General features: G+C 65.6%; 16 protein-coding genes. 9 read left to right on the top strand and 7 right to left on the bottom strand.

Annotated features, from left to right (window positions below; all coding sequences use genetic code 11):
* Nucleotides 1-180: 180 nt before the first annotated feature.
* Both AB0M74_RS19105 and AB0M74_RS19100 read right to left on the bottom strand, forming a co-directional pair.
* Nucleotides 181-597 (bottom strand): DoxX family protein, encoded by a 417-nt coding sequence (locus tag AB0M74_RS19105; RefSeq protein ID WP_366527580.1) that lies wholly within the window; start codon nucleotides 595-597, stop codon nucleotides 181-183.
* A 59-nt stretch (nucleotides 598-656) separates the two neighbouring features.
* On the bottom strand, nucleotides 657-1,556 hold the full coding sequence (locus AB0M74_RS19100) for a helix-turn-helix domain-containing protein (RefSeq protein ID WP_366527579.1): 900 nt from the start codon (nucleotides 1,554-1,556) through the stop codon (nucleotides 657-659).
* Between the two features lie 52 nt (nucleotides 1,557-1,608).
* On the opposite strand from AB0M74_RS19100, the gene AB0M74_RS19095 reads away from it, so the two are divergent.
* Nucleotides 1,609-2,079: a VOC family protein gene (locus AB0M74_RS19095; RefSeq protein WP_366527578.1), complete on the top strand. Its 471-nt coding sequence runs from the start codon at nucleotides 1,609-1,611 to the stop codon at nucleotides 2,077-2,079.
* Between the two features lie 41 nt (nucleotides 2,080-2,120).
* Here the strand turns inward: AB0M74_RS19095 and uvrB are convergent, their stop codons facing one another.
* Nucleotides 2,121-4,310, bottom strand: coding sequence for an excinuclease ABC subunit UvrB (gene uvrB, locus AB0M74_RS19090; protein WP_366527577.1), 2,190 nt, complete (start codon nucleotides 4,308-4,310; stop codon nucleotides 2,121-2,123).
* 329 nt (nucleotides 4,311-4,639) lie between these two features.
* Nucleotides 4,640-5,227, bottom strand: a complete 588-nt coding sequence (locus tag AB0M74_RS19085) for a TetR/AcrR family transcriptional regulator (protein WP_366527576.1) — start codon at nucleotides 5,225-5,227, stop codon at nucleotides 4,640-4,642.
* Between the two features lie 69 nt (nucleotides 5,228-5,296).
* On the opposite strand from AB0M74_RS19085, the gene AB0M74_RS19080 reads away from it, so the two are divergent.
* From AB0M74_RS19080 to AB0M74_RS19055, 6 genes are all read left to right on the top strand, one after another.
* A complete protein-coding gene (locus tag AB0M74_RS19080; RefSeq protein ID WP_366527575.1) occupies nucleotides 5,297-6,148 on the top strand; it encodes a class I SAM-dependent methyltransferase in 852 nt (283 codons plus the stop codon).
* Nucleotides 6,149-6,382: 234 nt separating this feature from the next.
* Nucleotides 6,383-7,033, top strand: coding sequence for a DUF402 domain-containing protein (locus tag AB0M74_RS19075; RefSeq protein ID WP_366527574.1), 651 nt, complete (start codon nucleotides 6,383-6,385; stop codon nucleotides 7,031-7,033).
* A gap of 56 nt (nucleotides 7,034-7,089) precedes the next feature.
* The gene (locus AB0M74_RS19070; protein ID WP_366527573.1) at nucleotides 7,090-7,614 is read left to right on the top strand and encodes a DUF402 domain-containing protein; all 525 of its coding nucleotides are present in this window, start codon (nucleotides 7,090-7,092) and stop codon (nucleotides 7,612-7,614) included.
* 90 nt (nucleotides 7,615-7,704) lie between these two features.
* Nucleotides 7,705-8,043, top strand: coding sequence for a metalloregulator ArsR/SmtB family transcription factor (locus AB0M74_RS19065; RefSeq protein ID WP_366527572.1), 339 nt, complete (start codon nucleotides 7,705-7,707; stop codon nucleotides 8,041-8,043).
* Nucleotides 8,040-8,555, top strand: coding sequence for a pyridoxamine 5'-phosphate oxidase family protein (locus AB0M74_RS19060; protein WP_366527571.1), 516 nt, complete (start codon nucleotides 8,040-8,042; stop codon nucleotides 8,553-8,555). The genes AB0M74_RS19065 and AB0M74_RS19060 overlap by 4 nt, the downstream gene beginning before the upstream one ends.
* A gap of 34 nt (nucleotides 8,556-8,589) precedes the next feature.
* Nucleotides 8,590-9,051, top strand: coding sequence for an SRPBCC domain-containing protein (locus AB0M74_RS19055; RefSeq protein WP_366527570.1), 462 nt, complete (start codon nucleotides 8,590-8,592; stop codon nucleotides 9,049-9,051).
* Nucleotides 9,052-9,181: 130 nt separating this feature from the next.
* Here the strand turns inward: AB0M74_RS19055 and coaE are convergent, their stop codons facing one another.
* Nucleotides 9,182-10,390 carry a dephospho-CoA kinase gene (coaE, locus tag AB0M74_RS19050; protein WP_366527569.1) on the bottom strand — a complete coding sequence of 403 codons (1,209 nt, stop codon included), beginning with the start codon at nucleotides 10,388-10,390 and terminating at the stop codon, nucleotides 9,182-9,184.
* A 307-nt stretch (nucleotides 10,391-10,697) separates the two neighbouring features.
* Here coaE and AB0M74_RS19045 point away from each other — a divergent pair, with 307 nt between their 5' ends.
* Nucleotides 10,698-10,910 (top strand): hypothetical protein, encoded by a 213-nt coding sequence (locus tag AB0M74_RS19045; RefSeq protein WP_366527610.1) that lies wholly within the window; start codon nucleotides 10,698-10,700, stop codon nucleotides 10,908-10,910.
* 54 nt (nucleotides 10,911-10,964) lie between these two features.
* Here AB0M74_RS19045 and AB0M74_RS19040 read toward each other — a convergent pair whose 3' ends face one another.
* Complete coding sequence (locus AB0M74_RS19040; RefSeq protein ID WP_366527568.1) at nucleotides 10,965-12,503, bottom strand: alkaline phosphatase family protein; 1,539 nt, start codon at nucleotides 12,501-12,503, stop codon at nucleotides 10,965-10,967.
* 276 nt (nucleotides 12,504-12,779) lie between these two features.
* On the opposite strand from AB0M74_RS19040, the gene AB0M74_RS19035 reads away from it, so the two are divergent.
* Entirely contained in the window at nucleotides 12,780-15,068 is a 2,289-nt protein-coding gene (locus AB0M74_RS19035; RefSeq protein WP_366527567.1) for an MMPL family transporter, read from the top strand.
* Here AB0M74_RS19035 and AB0M74_RS19030 read toward each other — a convergent pair.
* A complete protein-coding gene (locus AB0M74_RS19030; protein WP_366527566.1) occupies nucleotides 15,014-15,646 on the bottom strand; it encodes a helix-turn-helix domain-containing protein in 633 nt (210 codons plus the stop codon). The two genes, AB0M74_RS19035 and AB0M74_RS19030, sit on opposite strands and share 55 nt — an antisense overlap.
* Between the last annotated feature and the right edge of the window lie 5 nt (nucleotides 15,647-15,651).

Raw genomic sequence — 15,651 nt, 5'->3', positions numbered from 1 at the left:
CGGAAATAACAGAAATCGCAACACATCACACTCGGGGTGTTCAGGCATTCCGAACACCGGTTCGCTCAGCGAATGCCCCACAGCCTTACCGACCAGGGCAGATTCAATTTCTCGACCCGAGTTCTGTGATCGATCACAACCCGTTCGAACGTTCTTGTGCGCGTGGGAGATTCATCACAGTCATCCGAGATGGAATAGCGGCCCGGTGATGGTCAATCCGAGTTCGTCGACATGCGCGAAGAAAGCGAACAGCATCAGCGAGGCACCGGCGAGGGCGAGATCCTTGTTGAAGTGGATCATCTCGCCCTGTTTCGTCTCCGGGTCGGTCTCCGACCAAAACCGATGCATCAGGAACGCGGTCGGCAGCAGCACGATCACCAGCAGCAGCGCACCCAGATCCGCCCAAATCCCCAGCAGCACGCTGACCGCACCGAGCACCATCAGCACACCCGCGGCGAGCACACCCGCCTTCGGCGCAGGCACGCCGCGGCTCTGCGCGTAACCCGTCATCGCCTCGGTCTGCGTGAAATGCCCTACCGCCGAGCCGAAGAACAACACCACGAAAAGCACCCGCCCGATCAAAACCACGACGTCCATGTCCTGCTCCCTCGTTGGCGATACGTACACGAGGTCTTATTCGATTGTCGGCACTGCGGCTATTTCTTGATAGGAAGAACTTTCGAAGTGACCTCGTTGCGCGAGCGTATCGAATTCTTGGCATATTCCAGCGGAGCCATTCCGACCTCAGCGGCGAACTCACGAGAGAAATGCGCCTGATCGAAGTAACCGAGCTCCGCGGCGAGCGCGGCCAGGTCTTCGATGTGGCCGCGCGCGAGTAGATCGGCGCCGTCCTGCAGGCGATAGCGGCGCAGCACCCATTTCGGTCCGGCCCCGATGTATCTGCGAAACATCCGTTGCAGGGTGCGGATCGGCACGTCGAACCGCTCGGTGACCTGATCGACTCTGGTCAATTCCGGGTCGTGCTCCATCGCCTCGACGATGCACAGCACAAGTCGATAGGTCGGGTCGTCGTCGGTCTCACGGCCGGCGAAGAAGTCCTCGATGATGGTGCGGCGCTGCTGATCCGACGGCACCGAGAGCACGCGCTCGGTCAGCCCATCGGCCTCCGGCAGCACCTCGGCCAGTGGGACGGCCGCATCGCGGAACGAGCCGACGTCCAGCCCCGTGAAAGCACCGAAGCCGCCCGCGCGGAAGCGAACCCCGAACGTCTCTCCCACCTCGCTGAGCTCACGGATGTATCTGGTCGTGGAGACGCCGTTGACGAAACCGCCGGTGCGGGTTGCGGTCCGCTCGAAGGTGACATTCACACACGGGTACGACAGGACCTCGGCGTAGTACGGCGGACGGCCACGCAGATCCCAGCGGACCGACCAATACCACTCGACGAACCGGCCGATCTCGGGTCCGGCGGGTAGCCGGGCCAGCGATCGATGCCTGGCCTGCTCGTCCGGGTGCAGGATCCCCTTCACGTCGTCCGGGGCAGGGACACCGGCCGGTTCGGGCACCGCGGCCACCTGGTCAGGACCAATGGACATGGTGTCGCTTTCTTACAAGACCCTGGTCGCGCAATCGACGAGGGTTGTCGGCATGAGCGAAACAGTGAATCCCATCGCCGAGGGCTACCACTCGATCACCTGCTTTCTCGCGGTGTCCGACGGCAACAAAGCGATCGACTTCTACACAGCGGTCTTCGGCGCGGAAGTGGTCGGCCGCAGCGACCTGCCCGACGGCCAACCCGCGCACGCCGAACTGAAGATCGGCGACTCGACCCTGCAGGTGGGCATGCCCATCCCCGACAACAACGTGCTCGCCCCGAACGGCGACTGGGTGCACACCTCGGTTGTGCACTACTGCCCCGACGTCGACGCGGTCATCGAACGCGCCATCGCCAACGGCGCCCGCAGTGCTGAACAACCGCAGACCTTCGTCACCGGCGACCGGTTCGGTGTCGTGATCGATCCGTTCGGTCACCGTTGGGCAGTGATCACCAAGGTCGAAAACGTCTCCCGCGAGGAAGCCGAGCGCCGCGTCAACGAATGGATGGCGACGCAGTCCTGAGCCGATCGCGGCCGAGCTGCCGGACGCCGCCGGGCCCAGCCTCAACTCAACCCGGCGGCGTCCATGCCGCGCAGTTCCTTCTTGAGATCGGCGATTTCGTCGCGTAGCCGTCCGGCCAGCTCGAATTGCAGATCCCGTGCCGCACTCATCATTTGCGCGGTGAGTTCCTTCACCAGGTCCGCGAGCTCGGCGCGCGGCATCGACTTGACGTCGCGGCCCTCGTAGATGCCCGCGCTCACCGCACGACCCGGCTCACCCTGGGCCCTGCGGCCGCGACTGGCGTTACGACCGGAACCGCCGACGGCGACTTCGCTGTCGTCGGCCTCCTGGTACACCTGATCGAGGATGTCGGCGATCTTCTTGCGCAGCGGCTGCGGGTCGATGCCCATTTCTTCGTTGTAGGCAACCTGTTTGGCCCGACGCCGCTCGGTCTCGCTGATGGCGAACTGCATCGAGTCGGTGATCTTGTCTGCGTACATGTGCACCTCGCCCGACACATTGCGCGCCGCGCGGCCGATGGTCTGGATCAGCGCGGTCGTGCTGCGCAAGAAGCCTTCCTTGTCGGCGTCGAGGATCGCGACCAGCGACACCTCCGGCAGGTCGAGGCCCTCACGCAGCAGGTTGATGCCGACGAGCACGTCGTACTCGCCGAGCCGCAGCTGGCGCAACAGTTCCACGCGTCGCAACGTGTCGATCTCGGAGTGCAGATAGCGCACCCGGATGCCGAGGCCGAGCAGATAGTCGGTCAGGTCCTCGGACATCTTCTTGGTGAGGGTGGTGACCAGCACGCGTTCGTCGCGCTCGGTGCGCTGGCGGATTTCGTGGATCAGGTCGTCGATCTGGCCCTTCGTCGGCTTGACCACGACCTTCGGATCTACCAGCCCGGTCGGGCGGATCACCTGCTCGACGACCTCACCGCCGGCCTGCCCGAGCTCATAGGGCCCCGGCGTGGCCGACAGATACACCGTCTGCCCGATTCGATCGGCGAATTCCTCCCAGGTGAGCGGTCGGTTGTCGACCGCGGATGGCAGCCGGAAGCCGTATTCGACGAGGTTGCGCTTGCGCGACATATCGCCTTCGTACATGCCGCCGATCTGCGGAACGGTGTTGTGCGACTCGTCGATGACGAGCAGGAAGTCCTCGGGGAAATAGTCGATCAACGTGGCAGGCGCGCTGCCGGCCGCACGGCCATCGATGTGGCGCGAGTAGTTCTCGATTCCGGAGCAGAACCCGACCTGCCGAATCATCTCCAGGTCGTACTGGGTGCGCATGCGTAGCCGCTGCGCCTCGAGCAGCTTGCCCTGCCTTTCCAGCTCGGCGAGCCGCTGCTCCAGCTCCTTCTCGATATCGCCGACCGCGCGCTCCATACGCTCCGGACCCGCCACGTAGTGGGTGGCCGGAAAGATCCGCACCGTGTCGACCTGACGGACCACGTCGCCGGTCAGCGGGTGCAGGTAGTACAGCGCCTCGATCTCGTCACCGAAGAATTCGATGCGCACCGCCAGTTCCTCGTAGGAGGGAATGATCTCGACGGTGTCGCCGCGCACCCGGAACGAGCCACGGGTGAACGACATGTCGTTGCGGGTGTACTGCACGTCGACCAGCAGTCGCAGGAACGCGTCGCGATCGAGCTCGGTGCCCACCTCCAACTGCACCGACCGATCCAGGTACGACTGTGGTGTGCCGAGGCCGTAGATGCACGACACCGACGCGACCACCACCACGTCCCGGCGTGAGAGCAAGCTCGAGGTGGCCGAGTGCCGCAGCCGCTCGACGTCGTCGTTGATCGAGCTGTCCTTCTCGATGTAGGTGTCGGTCTGCGCGATGTACGCCTCGGGTTGGTAGTAGTCGTAGTACGAGACGAAGTACTCGACGGCATTGTTGGGCAACATCTCTCGCAGCTCGTTGGCCAGCTGAGCGGCGAGGGTCTTGTTCGGCGCCATCACCAGCGTCGGGCGCTGCAGCCGCTCGATCAGCCAGGCGGTGGTCGCCGACTTGCCGGTGCCGGTGGCGCCGAGCAGCACCACGTCGCGCTCACCCGCTGTGATCCGGCGCTCCAGTTCTTCGATCGCTGCGGGTTGGTCCCCGGCGGGCTTGTGCTCGCTGACCACCTCGAATCGGCCGTCGGCCCGCTCGATTTCGCCCACCGGCCTGAACTCGGAATGCGCGAGCGGCGTCCCACCGGCCCTGTCCTCGAAGCCTTCCGCTGGGATTTCGGTTGCGAATGCCATGCTCATCAGCCTAGGCCCAGCCACCGACAGATTCCCGGCGGCGGTATTTCAGCGGGACCTCAGCCCCTAGGACTCCGACGCCCTGGCCCTCTGCGCATGGCGGAATCGTATTCCGGCCTCTGCATGCGACCTCGGGCGATCGCTGATGCTGACCGGTTCCATTCCTCGTCGCCCCTCGATAGAGGTCTATCGCGCCGTCATCGATGGTGGAATCCGCTCCACTGCGCAATTCTCGGCGTGGCTGGAGTCGCACCCTCGCGACGGTCTCACATTCTGGAACCCTGCCGGGACCAACGCCGACGGGCAACCGGCACCGCTGGACATGGAGGTCAGCGGCATGCCGGGGCGAGGACCGTCGTCACCACCCTGTGGACAGCGGCGGTCTCCGGCGACGAGCCCTCCCTGCCCGCGAACAGCAGGTGCCCGGTTCCGATCACCATGAGGGCGAGGGTGTCGACATCGGCATCGGCCGCGATGCGGCCGATGTCGCGCTCGGCGGTCAGGTAGGAGGCGACCATGGCCGCAGCCTCCGTCAGCACCGGGACGCCGGGCGGCCGGACCTGCCGCAGCCTGGCACGCAACTCGTCGCGAAAGGTGACGAGGCTGATGATCGCCACCGCGACCGACTCGAACAGCGTCCTCAGCGCGCCGGTGACGTTCTCGGCGACGGTGCCGGTTCCCGCGGATTCGCGCAGCGCGACGGCCTGGTTGTCGATCCGGCCGATGCGGTCGAGCACGAGCTCGGCGAGGAAGCCGTCGAAGTCGGCGAAATGCCGGTGCAGGACACCCTTGGCGCAGCCTGCTTCGGTGGTGACCGCCCGGCTGGTCAGTGCGTTCGGCCCGGCACGGAGCAGGATGCGCTCTGCTGCGTCGAACAGCTGTTCGCGCACGTCACGCAGGGCAACACCGGTCGGCATATCGCGAATCCTTCCCTCGCCCAGCCCTTCTCGATTTACGAGTGGGCATGCGCCCACTATAGTGGGCGCATGCCCACCATACCGCCGGAGCAACCGCCCCTTCCCGAGCCCGACCCGCGCGAGGCGCATCGGGCCCGGCACATCGCCGAGTCGTTCGGCTCCGACGCCGAACGCTACGACCGAACCCGCCCGCGCTATCCAGACGCCCTGGTGGCGCGGATAGTGGCCGAGAGCCCCGGGTCCGATGTGCTCGATGTCGGCACCGGCACCGGCATCGCCGCCAGGCAGTTCCAGGCGCTCGGCAGCCGGGTCCTCGGAGTTGAACCCGATGCGCGGATGGCCGAGTTCGCGCGCCGCAGCGGCGTCGAGGTCGAGGTGTCGACGTTCGAAGCCTGGGATACCGCAGGCCGGACGTTCGACGCGGTCGTCGCCGGGCAGACCTGGCATTGGGTCGACCCGGTCGCCGGAGCGGCCAAAGCGGCGCAAGCGCTGCGCCCGGGCGGACGACTGGCCGTGTTCTGGTACATATTCCAACCACCGTCGGAGCTGGCTGCAGCCTTCGCCGAGGTCTACCGCAGAGTGCTACCCGGCTCCCCTTTCGACCGTGCGACGATGCCCGGCCTGGACACCTACTCCGCGTTCTTCACCAAGGCGACCAACGGGATACAACAGGCAGGCGCGTTCGCCGACACGGAGCAGTGGCGGTTCGACTGGGAGCAGCCCTGCACCCGCGACGAATGGCTGGAGCAGATGCCGACCTTCGGTGGTCACCGCCAATTCCCGCCCGACACGCTGGAAGCATTGCTGAACGACATCGGCGCAGCTATCGACGTGGCGGGGGGCGGCTTCACGATGCACTACACCGCGGTAGCGGTCACCGCGATGCGAACCGACACCGACCGGCCTTCGGCAACCGCGTAACACCGCAAACCCGCCCGGAGCGGTCGACGTCGCGCCATGACCCCCCGGCGCGACGGGGGCTTCCCACGCACCGCCACCGAAAAACATCGGTGCACAATTTGTTACTTGCCCGAAATGTCCATTGCCACAACGATATTCATCACATTTCTACAGAAAGCGCGCGACCCCGGACGGGTGTAGCCTGATTTGGTTATCGGTACAGGGTGTTATCGGTACAGGGTGAAGGAAGACGCCATGAGCGCTCTGATTCCATTGCTCGCCGCAGTGCCTGCAATGACCGGGATAGCCGGATACGTCGCCAGGGACATGCGCGGGGTCGCACCGGGTCAACTGACCGCCAGGCTCGCGACCGCAGCACCACCGGGGCCACCACTTGTGGCCGCGCCCGCCAAACCGAAAGTCGAGTATTTCAATCTCGCCGATCTGACCAATACCGACGCACGCGGCTTTGTCCGGTCGGTGGAACGCTTTCACGTCGAGCCGTGGGGCCTATATATGGCCAGGACGGTCAGCGGGCCGGAATTCCACTACGTCGAGTCGTGGCTGGTGCCGGAGTTGTCAATCCGCGCGACGATCACCCACCGCAGCCCAGCACATCACCGAGGGCAGGACTACTGCCTGGATATCGGCGAATTCACGAAGGTCGAACCGAAGCGCTGGAAAGCGATCGACCACTACCTCGACATCATGGTGCAGGGCGGGCGCAAGTCCGAATTGCGCGGCGTCGAAGACCTACTGGCCGCCCACGCAGCCGGTTTGATCGACACAGCGCAGGCACACCGAGCCTTCGAGCGGGCCACCACCGCGATGGACGGCCTCGCCGCGCACGACCACGATGTCGAACGCTGGCTGGCCTCGCACGGCATCGTGCTGAGCTGGATGTAGGGCGGGACACCGCCGCAGCACTCGACGCAGGCCCAGCGGCGGTAGATTCTGTGTGCATGACACAGGCACCATCAGTGGACGTGCATCGCCCGAAGGTGGAGTACTTCGACCTCGCGGCGCAGACCAACACGGATCCGAAGGGTTTCGTCCGCCCGGTCGAACAGTTCCGCGCGCAGCCATGGGGCCTGTACATGGCGCGCGTATCCGACCATCCACAGTTCCACTACATCGAGTCGTGGCTGTTACCCGAGCTGTCCATCCGCGTCACGGTCTTCCATTACTACCCCGAACACCAGCGCGATCAGGACTACTACGTCGATCTGGGTGAGTTCACCCAGGTCGGGCCGAACACCTGGAAGTCGGTGGACCACTACCTGGACATCGTGGTGCGCACCGGACGCGACACCGAGCTGCTCGACGTGGACGAGCTGCTGGCCGCCCATGCCGCGGGACTGATCGGCTTCGGCGAGACCCAGGCCGCGATCGAGTACGCGGCCGCGACAATCGAGGGCATCGCCGCCCACGGCCACTCCCTCGAGAGCTGGCTCGCCACCCTCGGCATCACACTCACCTGGCGGTAGCCCCTTTTTCTCGAGCACCTCTTGACAGCGGTCGACGCCGGGGCCACTATTTAACCTATCAGTTAATTATCTAGATGGTTTAATACCACCATGACGAACGACGACCTCAGCAGGACCTTCGCGGCACTCGCGGACCCGACAAGGCGCGCCATCCTGGCCCGCCTCGCCGACGGCGAAGCCAGCGTCACCGAGCTCGCCGAACCGTTTGCCATGAGCCTGCCCGCGATCTCGAAACACCTGAAGGTGCTCGAACGCGCGGGGCTCATCACCCGCGGCCAGCACGCGCAATGGCGCCCGTGCCGACTCGAGGCCGCGCCGCTCGGCGAGGCCACCGATTGGCTGCACCACTACCGGAAATTCTGGGACGGCCGCTTCGACCGCCTCGACGAACATCTGCACCGACTACAGAACAAGGACAGATCGAGATGACCGACAGCACGCACCTTGCGCAGGGCGATGTCCGCCTGCTCGAAAACCCGACCGCCAAGCGGCTGCTCGAGGCCGATATTCCGGCGCGGCTGGCCTTTACCGCCGCCGACGGCACCCCACGCGTGCTGCCGATCAACTTCTGGTGGAACGGCGCCGAGATCGTCATGGCAGGTTTCGCGCCGTCGAAGAAGGCAAAGGCACTGCGCGCCCACCCTGATGTCGCTCTCACGATCGACACGAATTCCGCACCCCCGGAAGTCCTGCTGATCCGCGGCCGTGCCGAGGTGCACGAAGTAGACGGCGTGGCACCGGAATACATCGCGGCGATGAGCAAAGGCGGTGCGGAGGCCGTCGCCGAGTACCTCGACTTCGTGGCCGGGATGGCGCCCACGATGGAGCGAATCGTGGTGCGACCCAATTGGGTCGGCGTCATGGACTTCGAAACCCGTTTCCCCGCAGGCGCACCCGCGTGGATGAGCGGACAGGCTCCGGACGCCGGACACGACTCCTGAACACACTGATCGACAACCCGAGAGGATTCCGCTGATGAGCGACCGCGAATTCACCATCGTCCGCGTCGTCGACGCACCCCGCGAGCTGGTCTTCCGGGCGTGGCTCGACCCCGATCAGCTCATCGAATGGGCTGGGCCACACGGCTTCACCACCCCTCGCGACAGCATCATCGTCGAACCGCGGATCGGCGGCCGCTACGACTCGGTGCTGGTCGCGGACTCCGACGGTGCGACCTATCCGAGCGCAGGCGTCTTCCGCGAGATCGTCGAGCCCGAGCGGCTGGTGTTCACCTGGGGTGATCCCACCCGCGACGGCACCGCCGCCAACGAATCGGTCGTGACGGTGATCTTCGCCGACACCGACGAAGGCAAGACGACCATGACTTTTCATCTGCTCGCCCCTGGACCGCTGAGCCCGGAGGACGGGGCGCGCGACGGCTGGGGCCAGTCCTTGGAACGGCTCGCGACCCTGCTGTCGCCAACACATCCGCGCTGACGCCGCTGGCGGCGAGGCCTGGACGCGACGCTGACGTGACATCACCTGCGGGCCGACACCGCACCACCGCAGACCACTGCGCTCGGTCCGGACCGGACATCGCATCCCTCGGCGCCGGGTCGCGTCCGATTTACCCGTCGCAGTCGCGCCAGGCGCGAACGCGCTCGTACGCGGCGTCGAACCATGGCTCCTTGACCTCGAGGTAAGCGAGTGTCGCTTCCGCACCCGTCAGCCCGGACGCCTTGGCTTCGCCCTCCCGTTTCATCTCGAGGTACTCGGCGCGGACCGCAGCATCGGACCGCAGCCAGTCACGTAGGTCGATCGCGAACCGCTGCCCCGGCGAACCGGCGACGCGGATATGGACATTGGCGAGCCGGCCGGGGTCGGCGTTGGCATGCAGCCGCTTGACCCACAAGCCTATGTCCGTCCCTCCCGGGTCCGTGCTCGTCGGTTTGGGATTGTCGTGCGTGACATGGGCCTTCACGGGGAACCCCGCCGCACCGAGCGCATCGCGCAACCCATCGGCCGTCGCCATGTCCGCGACCGTGATCTGCACATCGATCACATCCTTGGCGGGCAGGTCCGGCACGGCGGTCGAGCCGATGTGGTCGATCCGCGATGCCGCCGGACCGCAGGCCACCCACAACCGCGCGATGAGCCGCTGCGCCTGAACCGGCCACTGCGGGTTCGGTGCGACGATACGCACCTCCCGCCGCCGGGCGGGCGTGCCGGTGCGCAGGTTGCGCTCGAACGGCACCAGGCGCTCGTCCCACAGCCGGTGCACGATCGGAACGATGTCATCGGCGGCGCCGCTGTTGTCGAGCAGCACATCGGCCACCGCGCACCGCTGCTCGTCGGTGGCCTGCGCGGCAATTCGGGCCCGCGCATCGTCCTCGGATACACCACGGAATTCGACAAGTCGCCGAATTCGAATTTCCTCCGGGACGTCCACAATAAGAACAAGATTCATCAACGGCGCGAGACCATTTTCCACCAGTAACGGAATATCCTGCACAAGAATTGAATCCGGTGCAGCGGAGGAAATAAGTTCCGCAGTTCGCTTTCCGACAAGCGGATGTGTTATCGAATTCAGTGTCGCGCGCGCGTCGTCACTGCCGAATGCCTTGGCCGCGAGCGCGGGCCGGTCCAGGCTGCCGTCCGCGGCGAGGATGTCCGCACCGAAGGCCGCCACGAGCGCCGCCAGTCCTTCGGTACCCGGCGCGACCACCTCCCGTGCGAGCACGTCGGAGTCGATGATCACCGCGCCACGGTCGGCGAGTATCCGCGCCACCGTCGACTTACCCGCTCCCATGCCTCCGGTGAGGCCGATCCGTAACATTCGACCAGTCTCGCATCCGAGCCGGGTGGGCCGGTGTCCCCACCCGAGCGTCGTCGCGGCAGTCCCGGCGCCCAATCCATCCGAATACCCACTCGGGTCGACCATTCCACCACCCGCGCCGCCATTTGCCCGATCCGTGACTCCGCCGAGACCATCTCGCAACATTTCCGGCCGATTACCGTTCGAGGGCGACAACTTTCCGACACGCCGAGGCAATTGCTGGCGCAAAATACTCTGACTCGCCCTTTCGTTCGGCTAATCTTCGCCGTGGCGATCCAGGCCAGTACCAGCAAGCAAAGGAACATCATTGGGCACCAGAAACAACCAGACGGGTCGCCACCGCCTGGGCATGGCGGGTGGTATGCACTGCATCCAGATCCCCGCCGTCGCGGCCGCGCTCGCCGAGCACCGCCGCTCATGGTTCACCGCGTTGACCAACCCCGCTCGGCACAGCTTCGCTGCCATGCGAAAACGCTCTGCCGTGGCTGCCGCGTATTGGGTACCTGCGACCGCCAGCTGACCCTGACTTCCGATGCGGCCCAGCCCGAACCGGACTGGGCCGCTTTCGGCATGCTCAGACGATGCCACTAGGCCTGCGTCGACTACCCGGCTGTTGCTGCGGCATTTCATTGGGCGGCACCGGATACGGAATGCCGGCGGTCGCCGTGCCCAACGCCAGATTCGGGCCGCATTGCGCGAGCGCGGCGTCGACTTTCGGCTTCGGATCAGTCAAGATCGGTTTCGCCGCATTCGGTATCGATCCGAAATCGAACGTCGATGTCATATCGCCGGTGATGCCACGCCGCCATGGAGTCAGATTCGGCACCTCGACACCGAACCTGGTTTCCAGCAGCCGCAATTGGGAGGTGTGGTCGAAGGTCTCGGAGGCGACGAAGCCGCCGCGACTGTAGGGGGAGATCACCAGTCCAGGAACTCGATAGCCGAGTCCGATCGGGCCACTGATCCCGCTCGACGAGCTCACCCGATCCAACGGCACGGTCAGGAACTCCCCAGGTGTCCCCGGTGGCGGTGTCGGCGGACTGACGTGATCGAAGAACCCGCCGTTCTCGTCGTAGCTGATGATCAACGCGGTCTTCTCCCACACCTTCGGATTGGAAGTGAGGATGTCGAGCAGCTGCACGATGCCGAACGCGCCGAACGCTGCAGGCAGCGCGGGATGTTCGCAGTTGATCAGCGAAGGGATCACCCAGGACACGGCGGGCAGCATGTCGTTGGCGACATCGGCCTGGAAGTCGTTGGGGTACACCGGCGCAAGGCCGCGACGGGCCAGCTCGGAGTTCGGGTCGGCCGATTGGGTGAAGCAGCCGAGCATGCCGTCGAGGATCACCGAGGACAACGGGCCTACATCACGGTTGTTGTAAATCTTCCAGCTCACCCCGGCGTCGGACAGGTTCTCCGGATAGGTCCGCCAGCTGTACACGTGCTGCGGGATCAGGGTGGGAGTCTCGACCAGGGGACCACCCGCACGCCCGTCCGGATCGATGGTGGCGCTGATCCAGTACAACCGGTTCGGATCGGTCGGGCCGAGGACGGAGCAGTGGTAGTTGTCGCAGAGGGTGAACGCGTCGGCCAGCTCGTGATGGATCGGAATGTCTTCGCGCCGGTAGTAACCCATTGCCGCGGGCGCATTGGCCGGCCCGACACTGGCCACCGACATCGGCATCCACTGGTCGTTCTTGCCGTCGTTCCAGGCGCGGTGCATGCCGCCCCAGCTGTGGTCCGGGTCGTTGATGCACTCGCCATCGAGGCTCGCGCCACGGGTGGTGTCGAGCCGGAACGGGTTCACGAAGCCGTCAGGAGTCGGACCGATACCGGGCGTCCAGCCGTATTGCTGCCAGACCGGTGACGCCTCGCCGAATCCGCGGACACCCGATATGGTGCCGAAATAGTGGTCGAACGAACGGTTTTCCTGCATGAGCAACACGAAATGCTCGATGTCTCCGAGACCACCCGTGCCAGCAGGATCGGCGGCGTAGGCGCGCTCGATGATCGGGTTCGCCCACGAGGCCAGTGCGCCGACGGCGCCCGCCGCCGCGGCCTTCGCCAAGAACTGCCTGCGGTTGAGACCACTGAACGGACCCGCTGCACACATGGTTGGTACGGCCTTTCTGCCGAGCGCGATCGAGCAGGGTGCTGACTCCGCGCGCCGACCCTACCCTGAAATTGGTCAACCGTCCGACTAAGCGCGACGGCGGGTAACCGGCCGCAGCGTAACCAGATTCGGCCATCGAATCCGCAATCGCAGACGGCGTGGCGCGCCACGACGCAAGACCAATATCTGACAGTCACTTGCTTTCATGCCCGACCGGTTCGTAGTCTGGCCAGAAATATCTGAGAGTCACTCTCAGAAGTGACAGGTGGAGGGGCGATGACACAGCTGACCGTGCTCGAGGGGCACGATCCACCGGACCCCACCACACACCTCGGCATCGTCGGACGCTGGGGCGTCACGATGGCGCGGCACCGCCGCATCGTGCTCACCGCGTGGCTGCTACTGGTGATCGCCTGCGCGTCGGCCTACCCCGCTCTGCACGCAAGCCTCGGCTCGCCCGACTACTCGGTCCCCGGATCGGACTCGGTGACCGTCGATCGACTTGTCGCACAACACTTCGCGCGGTTCGGCACCGAACAGGACCTGATCGTCTTTCATTCGACGCAGCGCAGTGCGGACTCGACGGAATACCGAGCGGTCATTGATAGAGCAATGACCGCGGTCCGCGCCAGCTATGGCGTCGCCAGTGCGATCGGCCCGTACGAGGGCAACGCCGCCGCCCAGATCTCTCCCGACCGGCATACCGCCTTCGGCCTCGTAGGCATCGAGGGCGGCATGACCGAGCGGGTCCGGATCACGAAGGCACTGCAGTCCACCCTGGCCGAGCAGTCCGCCGCAGGCGTCGAGGTGATGATCACCGGATTCGCGCCGGCACAGGCAGATCTGACCGACATCGAAACGGCCGATCTACAACGCGCCGAAGGCATCGGCCTACCGGTGGCAGGCGTGGTGTTGGTGCTCGCCCTCGGCGCACTGGTGGCCGCGACCATACCCATCGCGGTGACCGCGGCGGGCATCGCAGTGGCCGTCGGGGCGCTGACCGGGCTTGCGACCTTCCTGAGCTTCGATTCGCTGGTGCTCTCGGTGGCGACCATGATCGCCACCGGCACCGCGATCGACTACGCGATGTTCATCGTCAGCCGGTTCAACGAGGAACTCACCCGGCGCGGTGTGCGCGATCGGCGCGCGATCGAGTCCATCACCCAAGCCGTCGGCACGGCCATGGACACGACCGGCCGGACCATCCTGGCCTCCGGGTTGATCGTGCTGATCTCGCTCTGCTCGCTCGCCGTCGTCGGTCTCCCGATGCTGAACGGAGTCGCCATCGGTGTGGTGACGGCGGTCATCGCCACACTGACCGCGGCCTTTACGCTGCTGCCCGCGCTGCTGGCGGTGTCGGGTCCGGCAATCAACCGCGGCGCGCTCCCCGCCCTACGCCGACCCGCCGCAGTCGGGGCCGTAACAGGCTCGACAGGATGGGCGCGGTGGGCGCGTCTGGTGATGGCACGGCCGGTATTGTTCGGCGCGGTCGGCGTCGTCATGCTCAGCCTCGCGGCCGCACCGATCGTCGGCATCCGCTACGGCGTGGACATGGGGCTCGGTTCGCTGGCCGACCGTCCGACGGGGCAAGCCACCGCACTGGTGAAACAGAACTTCGGTCCCGGTCTGCTCGCGCCCATCGAAGTCGTTGCCACCGGACCCGACGGTGTGCCGCTGACCGGCGAATCACGCACGGATGCAGAGGGATTCGTCACCGAGCTGTCACAGGTTCCCCGCATCGCACGGGTGGTGCCACAGCAGGCCGGAGGTGGGCTGCTCGCAGTAGTGGTCCCGGTGGTTTCCTTCGACTCGACCGATGCCGGCGAGCTGGTGACCGACATCCGTTCCCGCGCCGCAACAGTCGACGGGGTGGATATCAGGGTTGGCGGTACCGCTGCCTCGTTCGCCGATGTGTCACAACGGATCACCGCTCGTTTTCCGTGGGTGATCATCCTGGTGCTGACCGTTTCGCTGGCCTTCCTCGTCGTCGCCTTCCGCAGCATCGTGCTCGCCGTCAAGGCGATCCTGCTCAACCTGCTGGCCACCGGCGCCGCACTCGGTATCACGGTCGCGGTCTTCCAACACGGTGTCGGCGAGTCGGCGCTCGGATTCCGCAGCACCGGATTCCTGCAGGTGTACCTGCCGATGCTGGTATTCGCGGTGCTGTTCGGCCTATCGATGGACTACGAGGTATTCCTGATCCGACGGATGAAGGAAGCCTGGGATCGCACCCAGGACAACGCCGCCGCTGTCGCGGAAGGATTGCAGCGCACCGCACGGCCGATCACTGCCGCGGCCGCCATCATGGTCGCGGTGTTCGCGAGCTTTGTGACCGCGGATGTATTGGAACTCGAGCAGATCGGATTCGCGTTGGCCGTGGCCATCACCCTCGATGCCCTCGTGGTGCGACTGGTGCTGGTACCCGCGTTCATGCAACTGTTCGGTCGCTGGAACTGGTGGCTGCCGCGCAGCAGGCCCGGGCGGCCGCGACGCGGGCTCGGAACCGGCGACTACCGGAACATGACCTCGATCGCGTCGACGATCGAGCCGATCGCCTCGGTATAGACGTCTTTGAGTCGCCGAGTGAAACCGGTTGCCGCCCAATGGTCCAGGGCTGCGACACATCCCCAGACCCCGGTCGCGGCGGCCATCCCCACCGTCAGGTCCTCGGGGTCGCGGCCGCTGCGTTCGGCGAACAGCATGCGGAATTCGTCGGCCAGGTCCCGCATCTGCCGTGTCTGGCCGTCCCGGATCTCCGGAATCGTCACCACATACTGCAACCGCCTGCGAATCCGGCGCTCGGACTCCTCGGTGAGCAACGATTCGATCAACACCGGCACCAGCAGCCGGGTGACGGCGATCAGATCGGCGGGCGCGATCGTTTCGGCGCCACCCGCGGTTCTGATTACCTCGAGAATCCGCGGATCCGCCTCGTCGTAGAGGACGAGCATCTCCTTGGTGCCGAAGTACCGGTAGATCGAACTGGGTGACACGCTCGCCGCTGTCGCGACCCGGTCGACCGTCACGTTGCGGTACCCATGCTCGTCGAACAGATCCAGTGCGACCTGCTGGATTCGGCTCATCGCCTCGATCTTCCTGCGTTCCCACAGGCTCGAGGAAAACTCCACGGCGGACTCGGACATCAGTT

Origin of the sequence: Nocardia sp. NPDC051463 (assembly GCF_040681975.1) — a bacterium.
Lineage (GTDB): Bacteria > Actinomycetota > Actinomycetes > Mycobacteriales > Mycobacteriaceae > Nocardia.
Note: the sequence above shows the minus strand (reverse complement) of the source record. Positions and strands in the feature narration are given on the sequence as shown.

Excerpts from the sequence above, each read along its gene's own strand:
- AB0M74_RS19105 (WP_366527580.1), bottom strand. The coding sequence starts at position 597 with ATGGACGTCGTGGTTTTGATCGGGCGGGTGCTTTTCGTGGTGTTGTTC.
- AB0M74_RS19100 (WP_366527579.1), bottom strand. The coding sequence starts at position 1,556 with ATGTCCATTGGTCCTGACCAGGTGGCCGCGGTGCCCGAACCGGCCGGT.
- AB0M74_RS19095 (WP_366527578.1), top strand. The coding sequence starts at position 1,609 with ATGAGCGAAACAGTGAATCCCATCGCCGAGGGCTACCACTCGATCACC.
- uvrB (WP_366527577.1), bottom strand. The coding sequence starts at position 4,310 with ATGGCATTCGCAACCGAAATCCCAGCGGAAGGCTTCGAGGACAGGGCC.
- AB0M74_RS19085 (WP_366527576.1), bottom strand. The coding sequence starts at position 5,227 with ATGCCGACCGGTGTTGCCCTGCGTGACGTGCGCGAACAGCTGTTCGAC.
- AB0M74_RS19080 (WP_366527575.1), top strand. The coding sequence starts at position 5,297 with ATGCCCACCATACCGCCGGAGCAACCGCCCCTTCCCGAGCCCGACCCG.
- AB0M74_RS19075 (WP_366527574.1), top strand. The coding sequence starts at position 6,383 with ATGAGCGCTCTGATTCCATTGCTCGCCGCAGTGCCTGCAATGACCGGG.
- AB0M74_RS19070 (WP_366527573.1), top strand. The coding sequence starts at position 7,090 with ATGACACAGGCACCATCAGTGGACGTGCATCGCCCGAAGGTGGAGTAC.
- AB0M74_RS19065 (WP_366527572.1), top strand. The coding sequence starts at position 7,705 with ATGACGAACGACGACCTCAGCAGGACCTTCGCGGCACTCGCGGACCCG.
- AB0M74_RS19060 (WP_366527571.1), top strand. The coding sequence starts at position 8,040 with ATGACCGACAGCACGCACCTTGCGCAGGGCGATGTCCGCCTGCTCGAA.
- AB0M74_RS19055 (WP_366527570.1), top strand. The coding sequence starts at position 8,590 with ATGAGCGACCGCGAATTCACCATCGTCCGCGTCGTCGACGCACCCCGC.
- coaE (WP_366527569.1), bottom strand. The coding sequence starts at position 10,390 with ATGTTACGGATCGGCCTCACCGGAGGCATGGGAGCGGGTAAGTCGACG.
- AB0M74_RS19040 (WP_366527568.1), bottom strand. The coding sequence starts at position 12,503 with ATGTGTGCAGCGGGTCCGTTCAGTGGTCTCAACCGCAGGCAGTTCTTG.
- AB0M74_RS19035 (WP_366527567.1), top strand. The coding sequence starts at position 12,780 with ATGACACAGCTGACCGTGCTCGAGGGGCACGATCCACCGGACCCCACC.
- AB0M74_RS19030 (WP_366527566.1), bottom strand. The coding sequence starts at position 15,646 with ATGTCCGAGTCCGCCGTGGAGTTTTCCTCGAGCCTGTGGGAACGCAGG.